General features: G+C 63.3%; 14 protein-coding genes and 1 pseudogene. 7 read left to right on the forward strand and 8 right to left on the reverse strand.

The features are described 5' to 3' along the window. Nucleotides 1–34: 34 nt before the first annotated feature. Nucleotides 35–2,275 carry a TonB-dependent siderophore receptor gene (locus tag L6D80_RS12810; protein ID WP_176514518.1) on the reverse strand — a complete coding sequence of 747 codons (2,241 nt, stop codon included), beginning with the start codon at nucleotides 2,273–2,275 and terminating at the stop codon, nucleotides 35–37. A gap of 327 nt (nucleotides 2,276–2,602) precedes the next feature. Between L6D80_RS12810 and L6D80_RS12815 the strand changes: the two genes are divergently transcribed. Continuing rightward, on the forward strand, nucleotides 2,603–3,805 hold the full coding sequence (locus tag L6D80_RS12815) for an MFS transporter (protein ID WP_176514520.1): 1,203 nt from the start codon (nucleotides 2,603–2,605) through the stop codon (nucleotides 3,803–3,805). A gap of 2 nt (nucleotides 3,806–3,807) precedes the next feature. Here the strand turns inward: L6D80_RS12815 and L6D80_RS12820 are convergent, their stop codons facing one another. The 5 genes from L6D80_RS12820 to L6D80_RS12840 form a co-directional block, all read right to left on the reverse strand. After that, nucleotides 3,808–5,625 carry an ABC transporter ATP-binding protein/permease gene (locus L6D80_RS12820; RefSeq protein ID WP_054903182.1) on the reverse strand — a complete coding sequence of 606 codons (1,818 nt, stop codon included), beginning with the start codon at nucleotides 5,623–5,625 and terminating at the stop codon, nucleotides 3,808–3,810. A 133-nt stretch (nucleotides 5,626–5,758) separates the two neighbouring features. Next, complete coding sequence (locus tag L6D80_RS12825) at nucleotides 5,759–5,962, reverse strand: formate dehydrogenase subunit delta (protein ID WP_176514522.1); 204 nt, start codon at nucleotides 5,960–5,962, stop codon at nucleotides 5,759–5,761. Next, nucleotides 5,959–8,829 (reverse strand): formate dehydrogenase subunit alpha, encoded by a 2,871-nt coding sequence (fdhF, locus tag L6D80_RS12830; protein ID WP_176514524.1) that lies wholly within the window; start codon nucleotides 8,827–8,829, stop codon nucleotides 5,959–5,961. Before fdhF ends, L6D80_RS12825 begins: the two co-directional genes overlap by 4 nt. Then, nucleotides 8,826–10,385 (reverse strand): formate dehydrogenase beta subunit, encoded by a 1,560-nt coding sequence (locus tag L6D80_RS12835; protein WP_176514526.1) that lies wholly within the window; start codon nucleotides 10,383–10,385, stop codon nucleotides 8,826–8,828. Before L6D80_RS12835 ends, fdhF begins: the two co-directional genes overlap by 4 nt. Then, on the reverse strand, nucleotides 10,379–10,861 hold the full coding sequence (locus L6D80_RS12840; RefSeq protein WP_176514528.1) for a formate dehydrogenase subunit gamma: 483 nt from the start codon (nucleotides 10,859–10,861) through the stop codon (nucleotides 10,379–10,381). The genes L6D80_RS12835 and L6D80_RS12840 overlap by 7 nt, the downstream gene beginning before the upstream one ends. 406 nt (nucleotides 10,862–11,267) lie before the next feature. Between L6D80_RS12840 and L6D80_RS12845 the strand changes: the two genes are divergently transcribed. Next, nucleotides 11,268–13,040, forward strand: coding sequence for a phosphoethanolamine transferase CptA (locus L6D80_RS12845; protein WP_176514531.1), 1,773 nt, complete (start codon nucleotides 11,268–11,270; stop codon nucleotides 13,038–13,040). Nucleotides 13,041–13,117: 77 nt separating this feature from the next. Here the strand turns inward: L6D80_RS12845 and L6D80_RS12850 are convergent, their stop codons facing one another. Next, nucleotides 13,118–13,858 carry a GntR family transcriptional regulator gene (locus L6D80_RS12850; RefSeq protein ID WP_054903177.1) on the reverse strand — a complete coding sequence of 247 codons (741 nt, stop codon included), beginning with the start codon at nucleotides 13,856–13,858 and terminating at the stop codon, nucleotides 13,118–13,120. Between the two features lie 137 nt (nucleotides 13,859–13,995). On the opposite strand from L6D80_RS12850, the gene L6D80_RS12855 reads away from it, so the two are divergent. The 5 genes from L6D80_RS12855 (at nucleotide 13,996) to L6D80_RS12875 (ending at nucleotide 18,906) form a co-directional block, all read left to right on the forward strand. Further along, nucleotides 13,996–14,280 carry a UxaA family hydrolase gene (locus L6D80_RS12855; RefSeq protein ID WP_054903176.1) on the forward strand — a complete coding sequence of 95 codons (285 nt, stop codon included), beginning with the start codon at nucleotides 13,996–13,998 and terminating at the stop codon, nucleotides 14,278–14,280. Between the two features lie 2 nt (nucleotides 14,281–14,282). Next, on the forward strand, nucleotides 14,283–15,452 hold the full coding sequence (locus tag L6D80_RS12860) for a UxaA family hydrolase (protein ID WP_054903175.1): 1,170 nt from the start codon (nucleotides 14,283–14,285) through the stop codon (nucleotides 15,450–15,452). Nucleotides 15,453–15,716: 264 nt separating this feature from the next. Further along, nucleotides 15,717–17,015, forward strand: coding sequence for a C4-dicarboxylate transporter DctA (dctA, locus tag L6D80_RS12865; protein ID WP_176514533.1), 1,299 nt, complete (start codon nucleotides 15,717–15,719; stop codon nucleotides 17,013–17,015). Nucleotides 17,016–17,063: 48 nt separating this feature from the next. Beyond that, complete coding sequence (locus L6D80_RS12870; RefSeq protein ID WP_176514534.1) at nucleotides 17,064–18,056, forward strand: Ldh family oxidoreductase; 993 nt, start codon at nucleotides 17,064–17,066, stop codon at nucleotides 18,054–18,056. A 103-nt stretch (nucleotides 18,057–18,159) separates the two neighbouring features. Further along, nucleotides 18,160–18,906, forward strand: coding sequence for an outer membrane beta-barrel protein (locus tag L6D80_RS12875; protein ID WP_054903172.1), 747 nt, complete (start codon nucleotides 18,160–18,162; stop codon nucleotides 18,904–18,906). A 116-nt stretch (nucleotides 18,907–19,022) separates the two neighbouring features. Here L6D80_RS12875 and L6D80_RS12880 read toward each other — a convergent pair. Further along, nucleotides 19,023–19,985 (reverse strand): annotated as a pseudogene (locus L6D80_RS12880) (DUF4113 domain-containing protein); the annotation flags it as partial. Between the last annotated feature and the right edge of the window lie 187 nt (nucleotides 19,986–20,172).

Raw genomic sequence — 20,172 nt, forward strand, 5'->3', positions numbered from 1 at the left:
TGATCGTTGTGGGGCTGCCGGGCAGCCCCAAGGCTCAGAAGGAAATATTCAAGGAAGCAAAGACCGCTCGGCCCGGCTGGTTATAGGTATTGGCCCCCGAACTGCTGGCATTGCCACCGCGCAGGATCTGCTTGTCGAACACGTTGTTCACGCCCACCCGCACGTCATAGTTGGCGTTGAACCTGTACCCGGCGCTCACATCCACCAGGCCGTACGCCTCGACATCCTGCTGGGCCTCTGCGTCGTAGTGTTCCTGGGTGCGGTAGTTGTAGGACGGCGACTTTTGCTTGCCGTAATAGGTGCCTGCCACCTGGAACGACAGCTTGTCGGTAGCGCGCCAGTCGAGGGTGCTGTTGACCGTGTACTCGGGGATCACCGACAGCGGCTCGCCCGTTTCGCGGTTGTCGTTGTCGAGCATCCAGGTCAGGTTGGTGTTCCAGTCCAGGGTCGGGGCCAGTTCAATGAACAGGTTGCCCTCGATCCCTTCCACCCGTGCCTTGCCGGCGTTCTCCCATTGGGTAACACGGCGGCCGTTGTTGATGGTGTACAGCACATCGGTGTCGCCGATGATCTTGTTCTTGTAATCGTTGCGGAAGTACGTCGCACTGGTGCGCCAGGTACCACGGTCATACAGCAGGCCGATTTCCTTGTTGACGCTGATTTCCGGCTTGAGGTCGGCGTTGCCCTGCAGGTAGCAGCCACCGGCATTGCTCTGTTGCACGCTGCAGCCATTGCCGCGGCTGTAGAGCAGGTAGTTGGGGTTGGACTGGTACAGGTTGGGCACCTTGTACGCACGGGCGATTCCGCCCTTGACCGACAACGCCTCGGTCAGCTTGTGCGACAGGTTGAGGCTTGGGCTGAAGTTGTCCCCGAACGTTTCGTGGTGGTCGAAGCGCAGGCCGGGGGTGACGGTGGTATTGCCGACAATGAGGTTGTCTTCGACAAACAGCGCGTAGCTCTTGGCGGTCATCTTCGAATCACTGCGGTCGAAACCGCTGATCACATCATTGCCGCCACCGCTGGGGTCGAAACTCTGCGGGCGGAATGAGCCCTGGTCGTTGAGCGACTCGTACAGGTATTCGCCGCCGAGGGTCAGCACATGCTCGGTGCTGCCCATGGCGAACGGCAGGTTGACCTCACTGGCAAGGCGCGTGTTACGCAGCCGCGACATGGCCGCACCGCTGTCATTGATCGCGCCTTCCGGGCCGCCGGCCAGGCCTTCGTTGAGGCGCCAGTTGCGCACGTACTCATAGGCCAGGGTGGTCTTGCTGGTGCCCCAGGTGAAGTCGCCCAGGTGAGTCAGGTCATAGGTGTTGCGCTGCATGACGTTGGTCTCGTGGCCATACAAGCTGGAGATCAGGTCGAGGTTGCCACCGCCGTTACTGTTCATGGTGTCGCCCGCATAGATATTGCCCTGGCGGCTGTAGCCGGCGCTGGCTTCCAGGCGATGCTCGTCGTTCAGCTTCCAGCTCAGCAGGCCGTTGATGTCCTTGTTGCGCACACCCTCACGGCCAGCCACCAGCGCGCTGTTGGCGTGGTCGGCGTTGATGTCCAGGTCGTCGGCGTCGGTCTTCGCCAGGCCACCGTACAAACGGAAACCAAGGTCGTCGGTGAGCCCGCCGCTGAGGTTGAAGTTGGCCCGGCGGCTGGCGCCTTCGGCGCTGTCTTCGGGCATCTGTGTGTAGAGGTTGAGGTTGCCCTTGAGTTCGTCGGTGGGGCGCTTGGTGATGATGTTCACCACACCGCCCATGGCACCGGACCCGTAACGTGCAGCCGCCGGGCCACGCAGGATCTCGATGCGCTCGACCGCCTCGGCCGGCACCCAGTTGGTTTCGCCACGGGTATCGCGGGCACCGTTCCAGCCATAGCGCACCGCATTGCGCGCGCTGGACGGCTTGCCGTCGATGAGGATCAGGGTGTTCTCCGGCCCCATGCCGCGCAGGTCGATCTGACGGTTGTTGCCACGCGCACCGCTGGCACTGTTGCCGGTCAGGTTGACCCCGGGCTCGCGGCGGATGATGTCGGACAGGTCGTTGGCCGGCGGGCGACGCTGGATGTCTTCTGCCGTGATCACCGACGACCCCAGCGCCTGACGGGCCTCGCGCTCGGCGGTCACCAGGGTGTCCTGGATCACCAGCGCGCTGTCGGGCACCGGTACTGCCAGCACCTCACCGGTGCGCCGCTCCTCGCCTTCGGCTGCGGTCGCCATCATGGCCGGCGATGCCAGTGCGACAAACGCCAGGGCCAGGCTGTTGGGTGAGGTTCTTGACTGCATGGGTACATCTCCTGCGACTCGTGGGCGAAAGGGCACATCCCTGCCAGGAAGCCGGGGGCCTTCGCCCACCGGCCCCGCGAACTGCTTGGGGGCCAACAGGGTGGGTAAATATAGTGATTCTCAATTGTGATTAAATCTTATTTACGAAATTTACATGTTTGTAACGGAACTTGTCTAAAGACTGGGATCAAGGCCGACGCATCCCTTTCTGGCGCCGCCCGATCACGTCTGCATATCGCAGCGTCTCGCGCCCTGCCCGCTCATCCGATTTGCATCCTGCCGATTGGCTCCTACAGTTTCGAACGTAACCACACTGCCGAGGGGACGATGCGCAGCGTCGAGAAAAACCCGCACAGGGTCACCGCCCAGGCTTTGCCAAAGATCCCCCGCAGCGTCTGGGCGCTGGGCCTGGTGTCGATGTGCATGGACATTTCCTCGGAGATGATCCACGCCCTGCTGCCGCTGTACATGGTCACTGTCCTCGGCACGTCGGTGGTGGCGGTGGGTGTAATCGAAGGCATCGCCGAGGCGACCGCGTCGATCACCAAGGTCTTCTCCGGCGCCCTCAGCGACCGTCTGGGCAAGCGCAAGCTGCTGACGGTGCTGGGCTATGGCCTGGGTGCACTGACCAAACCGGTGTTCCCCCTGGCGTCGGGGCTGGACTGGCTGATCGGGGCGCGCTTCGTCGACCGTATCGGCAAGGGTATCCGCGGTGCGCCGCGGGATGCGCTGGTGGCCGATGTGACGCCGGCCGAGCTGCGTGGCGCGGCGTTCGGCCTGCGCCAGGCGCTGGACACTGTCGGTGCCTTCCTGGGGCCATTGCTGGCGATCGGGCTGATGTGGCTGACCGCGAGCCATTTCCAGACGGTGTTCTGGGTGGCAGTGATCCCCGCCTTTCTTGCCGTCTACATCCTGGTCGCCTTCGTACACGAGCCCCAGGCACCACACTCGACGCAGCCGGTGCGCATGCCGTTGGCCTGGGGTGAACGGGTGCGGCTGGGGCCGGCCTATTGGCGGCTGACCGGCTTGGCCATGGCTTTCACGCTGGCGCGCTTCAGCGAAGCCTTTTTACTGCTGCGTGCGCAAGACATGGGCCTGGCACCGCTATGGGCACCGGCAGTGCTGGTATTGATGGCACTGGCCTACTCGCTGTCGGCTTACCCGGCCGGGGTCCTCTCGGACCGTGCCGGCCGCCGTGGCGTGCTGATGATCGGTCTTGCCCTGCTCGTCACCGCCGACCTGCTGCTGGCCCTGATGCCGGGCTGGTCAGGTCTGGTACTGGGCGTGGTGGCCTGGGGGCTGCACCTTGGCTTTACCCAGGGCATCTTCGCCGCCCTGATCGCCGACAGCGCCCCCGTCAACCTGCGCGGCACCGCCTTCGGTCTGTTCAACCTGCTGACCGGCGTCGCCCTGCTGGTGGCCAGTGTGGTGGCCGGGCTGTTGTGGGATGGGGTCGGCTTCCAAGCTACCTTTCTGGTCGGCGCCGGGTTCGCGGGGGCTACCTTGGTGGGTGTGGGTACGTTGCGTTAAACCTATACCGGAATCTCGACTTCCGGCCGCTGCTCCAGCAACGACCACCCCCCTTGCCCGTCTACTTCCAGCCGATGGGTATGGAACCCCGCCAGCGTGCTGCGGTGGCCGACACTCACCAGCAAGGTCTGCGGCATCTCGCTGCGCAACAGCGAATACAGCGCATGCTCCAGCCCTTCATCCATCGCCGAGGTGGACTCGTCGAGAAACACCACGTGCGGCCGGTTGAACAGCACCCGGGCGAATGCCAGCCGCTGCTGCTCACCGACTGACAGGATATGCGACCAGTCGCAGCTCACCTCCAGCCGTTCAGCCAAGTGGGCCAGGTTGACCTGGCGCAGGGCCTGCTGCATGCGCCCATGGTCCTGCGGCGCTGCATCGGCCGGGTAGGCAATGGCGGTACGCAGGTCACCCAGGGGCAGATAAGGGCGCTGCGAAAGGAACAGCGCCTCGGTGCCGATGGGCCGCCCGACCTCGCCCTCAGCGTAGGGCCACAAGCCAGCCAGGGCACGCAACAAGGTGGTCTTGCCGCTGCCCGAAGGGCCTTTGATCAGCAACGCCTGGCCAGCGTGCAGGCGCAGGTCGAGGTCGGCGATCAACGCGTGACCGTCGGGGCGGCGGACCTGTAGGCCGACGATATCCAGGGCCTGGGTCTGCGCCTTGGTACTGACCCGCGGCAGTTCGCTGGCCTGCTGGTTGGCATCGAGAAAACCGGTCAGACGGTCGAGCGTGGCGCGGTACTGGGCGAAGGTATCGTAGGACTCACGGAAGAACGACAGCGAATCCTGAACCTGGCCAAACGCCTGAGACGTCTGCATGACATCGCCGAGCTTGATCGCGCCACTGAAAAACCGCGGTGCCTGAAGGATGAACGGGAACACCACGGCGACCTGGCTGACGCCCAGGTTGAAGCCGCTGAACTTCAGGTTTCGGAACACCAGCGCCCACACGTTGATGATCAGCGCACCAAAGCGGCCAAGCAACGTCGCCCGCTCGACCGGCGCGCCTTGGTAAAAGGCAACGTTTTCAGCGTTTTCACGCAGGCGCATCAACGCGTAACGAAAGTTGGCGGTGAGTTTTTCGTTGAGGAAGTTCAGGCGGATCAACGGCCGCCCAAGGCGGAAGGCGATCCAGGTGGCGATCAACACATAGACGTATACCGCGAACACCATCGCCCGTGGGATTTCCACACCCGCCACCGCCAACGGCGCCGACAGGCCCCAGAGAATACCGGTGAAGGCCACCAGCGACACCAGGGCGCTGACGGCACCGAGGGCCAGCGACACGGAGTTACTGACGAACGCGTTGACGTCGAGTTCGATACGCTGGTCGGGGTTGTCCACGGGCTCTGCAAGGAACTGCCCACGGTAGTAGGCATCGCCGTGCATCCAGTCACTGGTCAAGCGTTCGGTCAGCCAGACTCGCCAGCGGATGCTGAAGGCCTGGGTCACGTAGAACGTGAGCAGTGAGCGCAGCACATGCAGGGTAGCCAGTACCGCAAACACCCCAAGCAGGTACCAGAAGGCCGTTTGGTCGAGGGCTTGCAGGGCACTGTAGAAGCCGTTGTACCAGAACGAGAACAGCACGTTCATGCGCACCGAAAACAGCGTCAGGACCAGCAGCGCGGCAAACACCAGCAGTGGCCGCCAACTGCGCCTGAAGGTGAAATACGGGCCGGCGAGCTGCCAGAACTGGCCGCCCCAGCGCGTGTACCTCACGGCCAAGGTCGCGCAAAGGGTAAAGCCGATCAATGTGATGAACGAGGCGATTGCAAGCCAGCTCAGGCTCTCTTGCAGGGCCTGGTGCCAGTTCATGTCCATGGTAGGTATCCGTGACGAATGTTTCCGCGAGCGTAGCATTGCGCTGGGTGGGGCCTGGCAAACATGACGGACATTTCATTTTTGTTCCAGAAGCTAACGCCATTCCTGTGGCCACGCGGCGTACAAGCAAACGCTAAGTCAATGCCTCCACCACCTTAGGGTCCACCCCCTCCCCCGCATTCGCCTCGATCCAATCCCCCAACTGCCGGCGCATCGCCGGCGTCCAAAAGCTCTGCAAGTGCTGCCGCACCCCCTTCACTGCCAAGCCATGATCAGGCTCGCTGTCAAAGTAGTGGGCAATCTGGTTGGCCATCTTGACCAGGTTGCCGCTGCTCATCGGCGCACCTCGGCGTGTTTCGCACAATGGCGCTCCTCGAGCAAACGCCGCTGCTCATCGCTGAAGTCCTGATAGCGTTTCTGCCACTGCGACGGTTGGAACACCTTCATCACCTGCACCGCCGTGACCTTGTACTCGGGGCAGTTGGTGGCCCAGTCGGAATTGTCTGTGGTGATTACGTTGGCGCCGGACTCGGGGAAGTGGAAGGTGGTGTACACCACCCCCGGCGCCACCCGGCCACTGACCTTGGCGCGCAACACCGTCTGCCCGGCGCGGCTGCCGATACCGACCCAGTCGCCGTCACGGATGCCGCGGCTTTCGGCATCGCTCGGGTGGATTTCCAGGCGGTCGGCATCATGCCAGGCGACGTTGCCGGTGCGCCGGGTCTGGGCGCCGACGTTGTACTGGCTGAGGATGCGCCCAGTGGTCAGCAGCAGCGGGTAACGGTGGTTGACCTTCTCGTCCGTGGGCACGTAACCGGTGAGCATGAAACGCCCCTTGCCGCGCACGAACTGATCGATATGCAGGGTTGGCGTGCCGTCGGGCGCGGCATCGTTGCAGGGCCACTGCAGGCTGCCGTGGCGGTCGAGCTCGGCGTAGCTGACGCGGTGGAAGCTCGGCGTCAGGCGGGCGATTTCGTCCATGATTTCGCCAGGGTGGCGGTAGCGCATCGGGTAGCCCAGGGCGTTGGCCAGGGCTACGGTGGCTTCCCAGTCGGCCTTGCCCGCCAGCGGCTCCATGACCTTGCGTACCCGCGAAATACGCCGCTCGGCATTGGTGAAGGTGCCGTCCTTCTCCAGGAACGAGCTGCCCGGCAGGAACACATGGGCGAATTTGGCCGTCTCGTTGAGAAAGATGTCCTGCACCACCACGCACTCCATGGCGCGCAGCGCTGCGGTGACGTGCTGGGTGTTGGGGTCGCTCTGGGCGATGTCCTCGCCCTGGCAGTACAGCGCCTTGAAGCTGCCATCCAGCGCCGCCTCGAACATGTTGGGGATACGCAGACCTGGGTCGGGCTGCAAGGTCACGCCCCAGGCCTGCTCGAACTCGGCTCGCACCGCCTCGTTGGAGATGTGCCGATAGCCTGGCAGTTCATGGGGGAACGAGCCCATGTCGCACGAACCCTGCACGTTATTCTGGCCACGCAGCGGGTTCACCCCTACCCCCTCACGGCCGATGTTGCCGGTGGCCATGGCCAAATTGGCGATGCCCATCACTGCGGTGCTGCCCTGGCTGTGTTCGGTCACTCCCAGGCCGTAGTAGATCGCCGCGTTGCCAGCGCTGGCATAGAGCCTGGCGGCAGCGCGTATCTGTTCGGCCGGCACGCCACAAACGGGGCCTAGCACCTCAGGGGCGTTGTCCGGCAGGCTGACGAAGGCGCGCCAGCGCGCAAAGTCCTCGGGTTCACAACGGGCATCGATGAAGCGTTGCGCCAGCAGGCCCTCCGTGACGATCACATGGGCCAAGGCGTTGAGCATGGCCACGTTGGTGCCTGGGCGCAGCTGCAAGTGCAACTCGGCACGGGCGTGGGGCGAGTCCACCAGGTCGATGCGTCGGGGGTCGATGACGATAAGCCGCGCGCCCTGGCGCAGGCGGCGCTTGAGCTGCGAGCCGAACACCGGGTGAGCGTCAGTGGGGTTGGCACCGATCACCAGGACTACATCGGCCTGCATCACCGAATCGAAGCCCTGTGTACCGGCCGATTCACCCAGGGTCTGCTTGAGGCCATAGCCGGTGGGCGAATGGCAGACCCGCGCACAGGTGTCGACGTTGTTGTTGCCAAACGCCGTACGCACCAGTTTCTGCACCAGGTAGGCTTCTTCATTGGTACAGCGGCTGGAGGTGATGCCACCAATCGAGTCGCGCCCGTACTTGAGCTGGATACGCCGCAACTCGCGGGCCGCATAAGTGACCGCTTCCTCCCAGCTGACTTCCTGCCAGGGGTCTTCCAGGCGTTTGCGAATCATCGGCGTGGTAATACGGTCCGGGTGGGTCGCATAGCCCCAGGCGAAGCGGCCCTTGACACAGGCGTGCCCATGGTTGGCGCCGCCGTTCTTGTCCGGGACCATGCGTACCAGCTGGTCGCCTTTCATTTCGGCACGGAACGAGCAGCCGACACCACAGTAGGCGCACGTGGTAATCACCGCCCGCTCCGGCTGGCCGCGCTCGACCAGGCTTTTTTCGGTCAGCGTGGCGGTTGGGCAGGCCTGCACGCAAGCACCGCACGACACGCATTCGGAGCTGAGGAAGTCGTCACCCCCCGCCGCGGCCACCCGCGAGGCGAAACCGCGGCCGGTGAGGGTCAGGGCGAAGGTGCCCTGGATGTCTTCGCAGGCGCGCACGCAGCGGCTGCAAACGATGCATTTGCTGGGTTCGTAGTCGAAATACGGGTTGGACACGTCCTTGTGCTCGGCCAGGTGGTTGGCACCGTCATAGCCGTAACGCACCTCGCGCAGGCCGACCTGGCCGGCGACCGTCTGCAGTTCACAGTTGCCGTTGGCCGAGCAGGTCAGGCAGTCGAGGGGGTGGTCGGAGATGTACAGCTCCATGACGTTGCGTCGCAGGCCAGCCAGGCGCGGCGTTTGCGTGCGCACCACCATGCCTTCGCTGACCGGCGTGGTGCAGGATGCCGGGTAGCCGCGCATGCCGTCGATCTCGACCATGCACAAACGGCACGAACCAAAAGCTTCCAGGCTGTCGGTGGCGCAGAGCTTGGGGATGCTGGTGCCGAGCAGGGCCGCAGCACGCATCACGGAAGTGCCGGCCGGCACCCTGATGCTACGCCCATCGATGCTCAGGCTGACCTGCACGGCGTTGTGGCGCTCGGGCGTGCCGAGATCGGTCTCAGGGTCGAAGTAATTGATCACTGCGCGGCCTCCGTGGTGGTCAGCCCGAAATCGGCGGGGAAGTACTTGAGCGCGCTGGCCACCGGGTAGGCGGTCATGCCGCCCATGGCGCACAGCGAGCCGTACTGCAGGGTGTCGCACAGGTCGCGCAGCAACAGGGCCTGGTCGTGGCGCTCGGTGAGGTCGCGGGTGGCGATCAGGCGGTCGACCACCTCCATGCCACGGGTCGAGCCGATGCGGCACGGGGTGCATTTGCCACAGGATTCTTCAGCGCAGAACTGCAGGGCGAAGCGCGCCATGCTGGCCATGTTCAGCGTATCGTCGGCCACCACCACGCCGCCGTGGCCGATCATCGCGCCCATGGCGGCGAACGCCTCGTAGTCCAGCGGGGTGTCGAAATGGCTGGGCGGGACCCAGGCGCCCAGCGGGCCACCCACTTGCGCCGCTTTCAATGGCCGGCCACTGGCCGTACCACCGCCGTAGCCTTCGACCAGCTCGCGCAGGGTCAAGCCGAAGGCGCGCTCCACCAGGCCACCCTGGCGAACATTGCCCGCCAGTTGGAACGGCAAAGTACCCAGCGAACGGCCCATGCCGAAGTCACGGTAGAACGCCGCGCCCTTGGCGAGAATGACGGGCACCGAAGCCAGCGTCAGCACGTTGTGCACCAGCGTCGGCCGCCCGAACAGCCCCTGCAATGCCGGTAGCGGTGGTTTGGCGCGGACGATGCCGCGCTTGCCTTCGATGGATTCGAGCAGCGCGGTTTCCTCGCCGCAGATGTAAGCGCCAGCGCCGACCCGGACCTGCAGGTCGAAAGCGAAGCCGCTGCCCGCCACGTCTTTGCCCAGGTAGCCGGCAGCGCGGGCTATAGCCAGGGCCTGATCGAGTACGCGAATGGCAGCCGGGTATTCCGAGCGCACGTAGAGGTAGCCCTTGTCTGCGCCGACAGCGAGGCCAGCGATGATCATGCCTTCGATCAGCAGGAAAGGGTCACCCTCCATCAGCATGCGATCGGCGAAAGTACCGGAATCGCCTTCGTCAGCGTTGCACACCACATACTTCTGCTCTGCGCCGGCGTCACGCACCGTGCGCCACTTGATGCCGGCCGGGAACGCCGCCCCGCCACGGCCACGCAGGCCGGAGTCGAGCACGGCGGCGACCACCTCGGCGGCGCCCTGCGCGATGGCGCGCTGAAGGCCTGTGAAACCGCCATGGCTGCGGTAGTCATCCAGCGACAACGGCCGGGTGATACCGGCGCGGGCGAACAGCAGGCGTTGCTGGGTCTTCAGGTACGGGATTTCCTCCACGGGCCCCAGTGCCAGCGGGTGGCCGTCGGGCTGCTCCGCCAACACGTCCAGCAGTGAAGGGACGTCTTCGGGGGTGACTGGGCCAAACCCCTTGCGGGCTTCGCCGCTTGCGTACTCCACCAGCGGCTCCAGCCAGTACAAGCCGCGCGAGCTGGTGCGCTGGATGTCCAGCGGCAGCTGACGACGCTCGGCTTCACGCTGCAGGGCCTGGGCAACGAGGTCGGCGCCCACGGCGCGGGCCACCGAGTCGCAGGGAATAAACAGCTTCAACATGGGGTGTCCTCCAGGCAACCGTTCACCAAGGCCCGCAAGCGCTCGGGGGTGAGGCGCGCGTGGAGCTGCCCGTCAAGCTCCAGCGCCGGCGAACAGGCGCAGGCCCCCAGGCAGTACACCGGGCGCAGGCTGATGGCGCCGTCGGCGCTGGTGCCGTGATCATCCAGCGCCAACTGCTCGCGCAGTTGCGCAGCCAGGGCGTCACTGCCCCGGCTCTGGCACGACTCCGCGCGGCACAGGCGCAGTGTGTGCCGCGCCGGCGGCGAGGTGCGAAAATCGTGATAGAAGCTGATCACCCCGCGCACTTCGGCCAGGCTGAGGTTCAGGGCATGGGCAATGTCGGCGACGGCAGTGTCGGGGATGAAGCCGATGGCGTGCTGGAGGGCGTGAAGGATCGGCAGCAGCGCACCGGGTGTGTCCTTGTGGCGGCTCAGGATGCTGTGGATCACGGGCAGGTGAAGCAGTTCATCAGGCATACAGCGGACCTCGGCATCACGGTCCCTGCCTTGAGGGTCATGACGGGCAAGTGACCGGCGTGTTCTGCTGCGGCGCACCGGCCACGTCACGGTTGCGTGGTGCGGCGGCCTCCTCGCCCAAGGTCGTGCGTCTGTGCGCACTGTATCCGTGAGCATCCTGCAAGCATGGCACTAATGTGCCCAGGGGGGTGCACGCGAACGACCAGGCGCATTCTGAAACCGACCAGGGGTCGAGATTTTCGGCGCGGGTCATGGGGCCGCTATGGTCTTTATTGCTGGAGCGCCGGATTGCGCTACCCTTAAGACTTTTTCCATGTGCCGTTGACGTTATTTTCACGATCCCCCCACTAGCGTCACAGCCTTTGCGGCAGCCCCTCGGCTGCCGCCATGGTTCAATGAGGCACACGTGGCAAACACCGCAACCCCATCCTCGCCCAAGCGCGTGGACTGGGCCGGCCTGGGCTGGCTCCTGCTGTTCTTCTGGTACTTCTCTGGCGTCACCCAGGCGCTCCTGCTGTTCAGCGGCACAACCGGCTTTGCGGGCTTTCGCGACGCCCTGTTCCTCAGCACCCTGTGGCTTGCCCCGGTGCTGCTGTTGCCACGTTTCACCCGTGCCACTGCCGGAGTCATCGGCGTGGTGCTGTGGGCCGCCTCGCTGGTAGGCCTGAGTTACTTCGGTATCTATCACCAGGAGTTCTCGCAAAGCGTCATCTTCGTGATGTTCGAATCGAACACCGCCGAAGCCAGCGAATATTTCAGCCAGTATTTCAATATCGGCCTGATGCTGGCGCTGCTGCTGTACACGGCGGTGGCCGTGCTGCTCTGGAAACGCGTTCGCCCAGTGACGCTGCCGCTGCGCAGTCGCCTGCCGGTGGTCGTGCTGTTGCTGGCGGCCAACCTGGTATTGCCGTTCTACAAGCAGATGGTCACCCAGGAGCGCACCTTCGCCGAAGCGGCAGAAAAGGTCCAACAGCGCATGGAGCCTGCAGTGCCGTGGCAACTGGTGGTCGGCTACCGGCAGTACCGCCAACAGCTGGACAACATGCAGGCGCTGCTAGCCCAGAACGCCTCGCTCCCGCCCTTGCAGAACCTGCAGGACAGCAGCGGTGACGCGCCACGCACACTGGTGCTGGTACTGGGCGAGTCCACCACCCGCGAGCACATGCACCTGTATGGCTACAACCGCGACACCACGCCCAACCTCGACAAGCTGGCAGCCAACGACAAGGGCCTGACGGTGTTCCGCAACGTGGTCTCGCCGCGCCCCTATACCATCGAGGTGATGCAACAGATTCTCACCTTCGGCGACGAGCAGAACCCCGACCGCTTCCTCACCGACCCGTCGCTGATCAACCTGATGAAACAGGCAGGCTACAAAACCTTCTGGATCACCAATCAGCAGACGATGACCAAGCGCAACACCATGCTCACCACGTTCTCGCAGCAGACGGACGTGCCGGTCTACCTGAACAACCAGCGTAACCAGAATGCCAGCCAGTACGACGACGTGGTGCTCGACCCGTTCGAAAAGGCCCTGCAAGACCCCGCCCCGAACAAGTTCATCATCGTCCACCTGCTTGGCACGCACATGGACTACCGCTATCGCTACCCGCAGGATTACGCCCACTTCGGCGATCGCCAGGGCGCACCGACCGTGCTCAGCGACAGCCAGGTGGAAACCTACAACTTCTATGACAACGCCGTGCGCTACAACGATTACGTGGTGTCCAGCCTGATCAAGCGCTATTCAGCCACCACGCCCAACGGCTTCCTGCTGTACCTGTCCGACCATGGCGAAGACGTCTACAGCTCTGGCAAGCATGACCGCCTGGGCCGTAACGAAGCAGACCCGACCCGGCCGATGTACACCATCCCGTTCCTGCTGTGGACATCACCCAGCTGGCAGGCCGCCCACCCGCGTGACCTGCAGGCCATGGCCAACAGGCCCTACAGCAGCTCGCACCTGATACATACCCTGTCGGACCTGGCTGGGCTGAGCTACGACCGTTACGAGCCTGCAAAAAGCCTGGTGAGCCAGCAGTTCTTGCTGGCGCCGCGCTGGATTGGCGACCCCTACCGCAAGGACGGGCTGCACGAGTTCGACCTCCTGCCTGGAGACAAGGCAGAGCGCGTGCAGGAAACAGCCGTCAACCTCAAGGCCAAGCCAGGCAAGATCTGACAGGCGCTTGCCCGGCGTGTGAGGCGGGCGACCTTGAGTGAGCTCAGGTCGCCCAGGGCAACAGCTGTTTTGCTTGCCTAGATGGTGTTCAGGTAGGCATGGCTTTGGCAGCTGACCACCGACAAACGCTTCTCGATTGCCCGCCCTTGGTAATCCAGTGCAATCCGCGTGATCTGCAACAGCGGTGTACCCACGCCGATGCCCAGGGCCTGGGCATGCGTCTCGTTGGCGCAAATGGCGATTATGCGTTCCTGGGCATGGGCCACGGTCGCGCCGAAGCGCTGCTGATAAAGGCGATACAGCGTGTTGGGCAGCACTTCAGGCTGCTTTTCCAGGCCGATGAACCGCTCGGCGCACAGCACGATCTCCTCGTAGATTTCCGGCTTGCCCTCCAGCTCACGAATGCGCGTGATATGGACCACCTTGCCGCCCGTCGCCAACCCCAACTCCTGTACTTCCTGCGCGCACGCCTTGCGCACCTTGCGCGCCAGCACGATGGACACCGGCATGCTGCGTTCGCCGTCATGCCGGCCGATGTTGAAAAAGCGGAACAACGCATGGTCCGCATCATGGGTCGCGACCGACGTGCCCTTGCCCTGCTGGCGCACCACCACGTTCTCGGCAACCAGCTCGTTCAGCGCCTTGCGTAATGTCCCCACGCTGACTTTGTAGGTTTCGGCCAACGCGGCCTCACTGGGGATGAAGGTACCCGGTGACCACTCTCCCGAGTTGATGCGCTCCATCAGCAAATCTTTGATCTGGCTGTACAGCGGCTGGTAGGTCGGGGCCTTGGGCGGGGTTTGCAGGGCGTCGTTCATGGGCGTCTGTCGTCGGCGAATCGAGGTGGCAGAAGTATAGCGCGACTTCCATGGAAAAAACTTCCTTGACTATCATTCATACTATGTCCTATACATGACTTACGGTATATGACTTACCGGCAATGAGGAGAACAACAATGAGCATTGATTTTGTCGTCCACGACGCCGACGACGCCGTCGGCGTCGTTGTAGTCGAAGGGGTGCAAGCCGGCCAGAAGCTGACAGGCTGGGTCATGGATCAAGACCAGACCCTGCAATTCGTCGTCCGTGACGCCATTCCGATCGGTCACAAGCTGGCCATCCGCGACCTGCAGGAAGGCGACACGGTGATCAAGTACGGCGTTGATATCGGCCGCGTGATCAAGCCCATCCGCGAAGGCGAGCACCTTCACGTCCATAACGTCAAAACCAAGAGGTGGTAAGCATGGAACTCAATGGGCGCACTTTCATGGGCTACCGCCGCGACAATGGCCGTGTCGGTATCCGCAACCACGTGATCATTCTCCCCGTGGACGACATCTCCAACGCGGCGGCCGAAGCCGTGGCCAACAACATCAAGGGTACCCTGGGCCTGCCTCACCCTTATGGGCGCCTGCAGTTCGGTGAGGACCTGGAGCTGCACTTCCGCACGCTGATCGGCACCGGCAGCAACCCTAACGTTGCAGCAGTGGTGGTAATCGGCATCGAGCCAGGCTGGACGCGCCGCGTAGTGGAAGGGATTCGCGCCACCGGCAAGCCGGTTGAAGGCTTCTGGATCGAACAGAACGGTGACCACAACACCATTTGCGCGGCTTCGCGCAAAGCCCGTGAGTTCGTGCAGTACGCCACCGAGTTGCGCCGCGAACCATGCGACATCAAGGAGCTGTGGGTGTCGACCAAGTGCGGTGAGTCCGACACCACCTCCGGTTGTGGGGCCAACCCCACCGTCGGCAATGCCTTCGACAAGCTGTACGCTGAAGGATGCACCCTGGTGTTCGGCGAGACCTCTGAGCTGACCGGTGGCGAGCACCTGGTTGCAGAGCGCTGCAGCACCCCGGCCGTGCGAGAGAAGTTCCAGTTCATGTTCGACCGCTACAGCGCCATGATCGACCGCTGGAAAACCAGTGACCTTTCCGAGTCGCAGCCGACCAAGGGCAATATCGAGGGTGGCCTGACCACGATCGAAGAAAAAGCCCTGGGCAATATCCAGAAGATCGGCCGCAAATGCCGGGTAGACGGCGTACTGGACAAGGCCGAGGCCCCGACCGGGCCAGGCCTGTGGTTCATGGATTCGTCTTCCGCCGCCGCGGAAATGGTCACCCTGTGTGCCGCTTCAGGGTATGTCGCTCACTTCTTCCCCACCGGCCAGGGCAACGTGATCGGCAACCCTATCCTGCCGGTGATCAAGATTTGCGCCAACCCGCGCACCTTCCGCACCATGGGTGAACACATCGATGTCGATGTGTCAGGCCTGCTGCGGCGCGAGATCAACATGGACGATGCCGGTGACGCCCTGCTCGACATGCTGATGCGCACTGCCAACGGTCGCTTCACGGCGGCCGAGGCACTGGGCCATCGCGAGTTCGTGCTGACCCGCCTGTTCGAAAGCGCTTGACCCGTACGCCGTTGCCTTTTCGGGCAACGGCGCTTTCACGTGTGCCCGCTCTACCCTGCTTTCAAGAAGTACGTCTCAAAACAACCATAAATGGAGACCTTCATGAATACGCTCATGCCCGCGCAACACCCTCGAGTGCTCTCCCCGCAACGCTCGCCGTCACGACGACCGCGTTGACCCCAGCGTCGCGCCGACAACAACAAGATCGCCCTCCTGCCCTGATCCACGCGATTGGCGCGGGATACCCGCTACGGAGAGACACCCGTGAAAATCCTCAAGAACCTGTACGTCCAGGTCATCATCGGCCTGTTCGCCGGCATTATCCTGGGTTACTGCTGGCCCGCCCTCGGGGTCGAAATGAAACCCTTGGGCGACACCTTCGTCCGCCTGATCAAAATGCTCATTACCCTGGTCATCTTCTGCACGGTGGCCATCGGCATCGCCCGGATGGAAAGCCTCAAGGAGCTGGGCAAAGTCGGCTTCAAGACACTTGTGTATTTTGAAGTCGTGACCTCACTGGCATTGCTGCTGGGCATGATCGTTGCCAACCTGGTGCAGCCCGGTGCCGGCATGAACATCGACCCCGCCAGCCTGGACAGCGGCGCGATGTCCCAGTACCTGAGCGAGGTTCACGCCCAGGAGTCATCCAGCCTGTTGACCCAACTGGTGCCCAACTCCGTGGTCGGCGCCTTCGCCAGTGGCAATCTGTTGCAAGTGCTGCTGTTTTCCGTACTGTTCGGCGTGGCGCTGTCGGCCATGTCGCGCAGCAACCGCCTTGCTGCTCGGGTCATCGAACAGGTCGGTGAAACCCTGATGCGCATCGTCGGCATGATCATGTGGCTGGCACCGATCGGCGCGTTCGGCGCCATGGCGTTCACCATCGGCAAATACGGGATCGGTGCCCTGCAGCAGATGGGCATGCTCATCGTCTGCCTGTATGTCTCCAGCCTGCTGTTCATTGGCATCGTCCTGGGCTCGATCTGTTTCGCCTGCGGCGTGAACATCTGGTCACTGGTCAAGTACTTCCGTGAGGAACTGCTGATTGTCCTCGGGACTTCGACCACCGAATCGGTGTTGCCCCGCCTGATGCAAAAGATGGAACGCCTGGGCTGCGAGAAATCCGTGGTCGGCCTGGTGCTGCCAACCGGGTACTCGTTCAACCTCGACGGGGCTGCGATCTACCTGACCATGTCCGCGCTGTTTTTGGCGCAGGCGTTGAATATCGACTTGTCATGGGGCCATCAGCTGAGCCTGCTGATCATTCTGTTGATCACCTCCAAGGGCGGCGCGGGCGTGGCCGGGGCAGCATTGATCGTGCTGACTGCCACACTGGCCAGCCACGACATCATCCCGGTCGCGGCCATCACGCTGATTTTGGGCATCGACCGCATTCTCAACGAGGTACGGGCGCTGACCAACATGATGGGCAACGTGGTCGGCACGCTCGCCATTGCCCGCTGGGAAGGCAAGCTCGACCTGGCCAAGGCTCGCGCCGAACTCGCTTCTGCCAACCGCCCGGCAACGGCGCCAAAGGCCGAATCCAAGGCAAGCCGGGTGTTGTGAGGCCGTTGCAAAACACCCCACCCAGCCATTGATCACAAGGAGCCGCCCATGACCAAGCACATGACCGTTCAACAGGCCTTGGCCCTGGCGGTGCACGCCCTGCGTCGCGCCGGCATGCCGGAACACGCAGCGCTAAGTTGTGCACGGGCATTGGTGCTTGCCGAGCAAGACGGCCTGCCCTCCCACGGCCTGTCGCGCCTGCCGTTTTACCTCGCGCAAATACGCACTGGCAAAGTGAACGCCGCGGCTGTGCCTGACGTCACCGTCGAAGGCGCCATGGTCCGGGTGGACGCCCGCAACGGCTTGGCATTTGCCGCCATTGACGCAGGCTTCGAACCCGCCACCGCGGTGGCCCGGCACCTGGGTATTGCCGCGTTGGCTATCCGCCGCTCCCACCATTTCGGCGTCGCCGGATACCCGGTAGAACGGGCAGCCCGTGAGGGGTTGCTAGCCCTGGCCCTGAGCAATGCGCCTGCGGCGATCGCCCCCTGGGGCGGGCGCACGCCACTGTTCGGTACCAACCCCATTGCCTTTGCCTCACCGCGCCTGAACGCCGAGCCGGTGGTGATCGATCTCTCGTTGTCGAAGGTGCCACGAGGCAAGGTGATGTTGGCCAAGAACGCCGGGGCGGCTATTCCGCTGGGCTGGGCCCTGGATAAAGATGGCGCTGACACGACCGACCCGGACGCGGCCCTGGGCGGCAGCATGGTGCCTATGGGCGATGCCAAAGGCGCTGCACTGGCGCTGATGGTCGAACTGCTCACAGCAGGCCTGACCGGCAGCCATTTCGGCTTTCAGGCCAGTTCGTTCTTCGATGCACAAGGCGAAGCGCCCGGGGTGGCGCATTTGCTGTTGCTGATCGACCCGGCGCGCGTTGGCAGCGATTACCTGACACATGCCGAAACACTGTTCATGGCAATGCTTGAACAACCCGGCGTGCGCCTGCCCGGCCAGCGGCGGCTTGCCGAACGCCGCGAGCGCAGCCAGTCCCTCTGCTTGCCACAGGCCTTGGTCGAGGAGCTGCAGGGCTACCGCACCTAGACGAATTTCGCAGCGTGTCAGCATTTCTTTGAACTTTCGCCGTGGCCGTTATCTCGAAAAAATCCATTCACTTTTTTTTCACATGTCATGGAGACATTGGCGAATGTTTACTGCAAAACTGCTGCGTCACACCTGCGTCCTGGCTCTGTTGGGCGCCCCGCTGGCCGCGATGGCCGCCCCAAGCACCGACCCTCTGTTCACCTTCGGCCTGCTTGGCTCGTATGACAAATTCAAGTTCGAAGGCGGCAGCGACTCCGACAAGGAGCACATGGGCCAAGGCGGCGTCTTCGCCAACTTCGGCAACAAGATGACCGCTGAATCCGGCTTCATCTACCAGATCGGCGCCGAAGCAAAATACGGCAAGAAGAACGACAACAAGCTCAAGGAAGCCCAGGCCGACCTCGACCTCGGCTGGCGTGCCGCGCTGGATGCGCGCAACTTCGTCGACGTCATCGTCGGCGGTGGCTACAGCTGGACGCGCTTCGAGCCTGAAATCAACGACCTGGACACCAAGCTGACCTACAAGTCGCCGTTTGCCAAGGCCGCACTGGGCTACAACCACCAGTTCGACGCCTCGACCCTGCGTGTCGAAGTGGGTGCCCGTCATACCATCGATGGCCGCGCCCGCCTGAAGGTGGATGACTTCGGCAGCGACACCGTCGACATGAAAGACCGCACCAACCCCTATGCGGAAGTCACGCTGCTGATGAACCAGCAGGGCAACCTGCCGATCCAGGCGGGCGTGTACTACACCCGTACCGAGTACAAGATCGACGAAGATTCGCCCGTGGCCGACAACAACAAACTCAAGCGTGACGAGTTTGGCGTGAAGGTGGGTATGGCCTTCTGATAGCGTCTGGCAGCCCCGCCGTTGGCGGGGCTTGCACCAACCGACCGTACCGCGTCACGGTCCGCAGCGTCGGCGCTGCTATACGTGTGTTCCCACCCACTCGATGACTGCCGGGATCAGTGCACCCGCCACAGCTGATCGATCCGCGTCGTATATGAACGGCTCATCATCTCGCGGCGCATCCCCCAATCGGGGGCATGCGGGACGCTGGCCGTACGCATCGTCCCTCGCCCATACTTACCGTTGATCTCATCCAGCACCGTCATCAGCCGGTCACAAGCCACCGGCTGCGTGATCGCGAACAGGTCCCCGGAAAACTCTCCCGGCCGCCGCAGGTCCATCAGCAGCACTTCGGCCTTGCTGTAGCGAAAACCCGGCCGGTAGATCTGCCCCACGGCCTCGCTGGCCGCCCGGGTGAGCAGCAGCGTGTCATTCGTAGGATAGGGCAGCTCAACCAGCGCGCCTTCGGCGTACCTGGCTTCCCCCGGATTGAACATGCCTGTGCGAATGCTTACCCGCATGCGCTTGCAGACTGAACCCTGGTCCCGCAGCTTTTCCGCCGCTCGCCCGGTGTAGGTGGCCACCGCCTGCTTAATCGGCGCCAATTCGGTCAGCCGCTTGCCGAACATCCGACTACAGCAGATCTCCTGCTTCGGCGGTGCGGCCTCCTCAAGTTCGAGACAAGGAGTGCCGGCGAGCTCCCGAGCGGTCTTCTCGACCACCACACTGAATGTTTGCCGGAGGGTCCATGGGTCGGCCTTGGCCAGGTCCATCGCCGTGCGAATGCCCATGGCCTCGAGGTGCGCGGTCATCCGTTTACCGATGCCCCACACCTCCTTGACCTGGGTGTTACGCAGTACCCAATCACGCTTGAACGGATCGCAGATATCGACCACACCGCCGGTGTGGCTCAGCAGGCGCTTGGCAGTGTGATTAGCCAGCTTCGCCAGCGTCTTGGTGCGGGCGATACCCACGCCCACGGGAATGCCGGTGCACCGCAGTACCTTGGCCCGAACATCGCGGCCTAGTTGAGTGAGGTCGCCAGCAATACCAGTGAGGTCCGCGAAGCACTCATCGATGTAAAGGAAAGAAGAACAGCCATGGACATGACTTCAGCTCAGACATTCCGCTACTCAATCTCTGATGTCGGATGTCCATAGAAAGAACCTCTTTTCCAGGAAATTGGGGCTTGAAGTCCATACCTGCGCAATTGCACCCATTTGACCAGTCAATTGCATTGGTACTGACCACCGCGTGCATCCGACT

Source organism: Pseudomonas ceruminis, assembly GCF_021602025.1.
Lineage (GTDB): Bacteria > Pseudomonadota > Gammaproteobacteria > Pseudomonadales > Pseudomonadaceae > Aquipseudomonas > Aquipseudomonas ceruminis.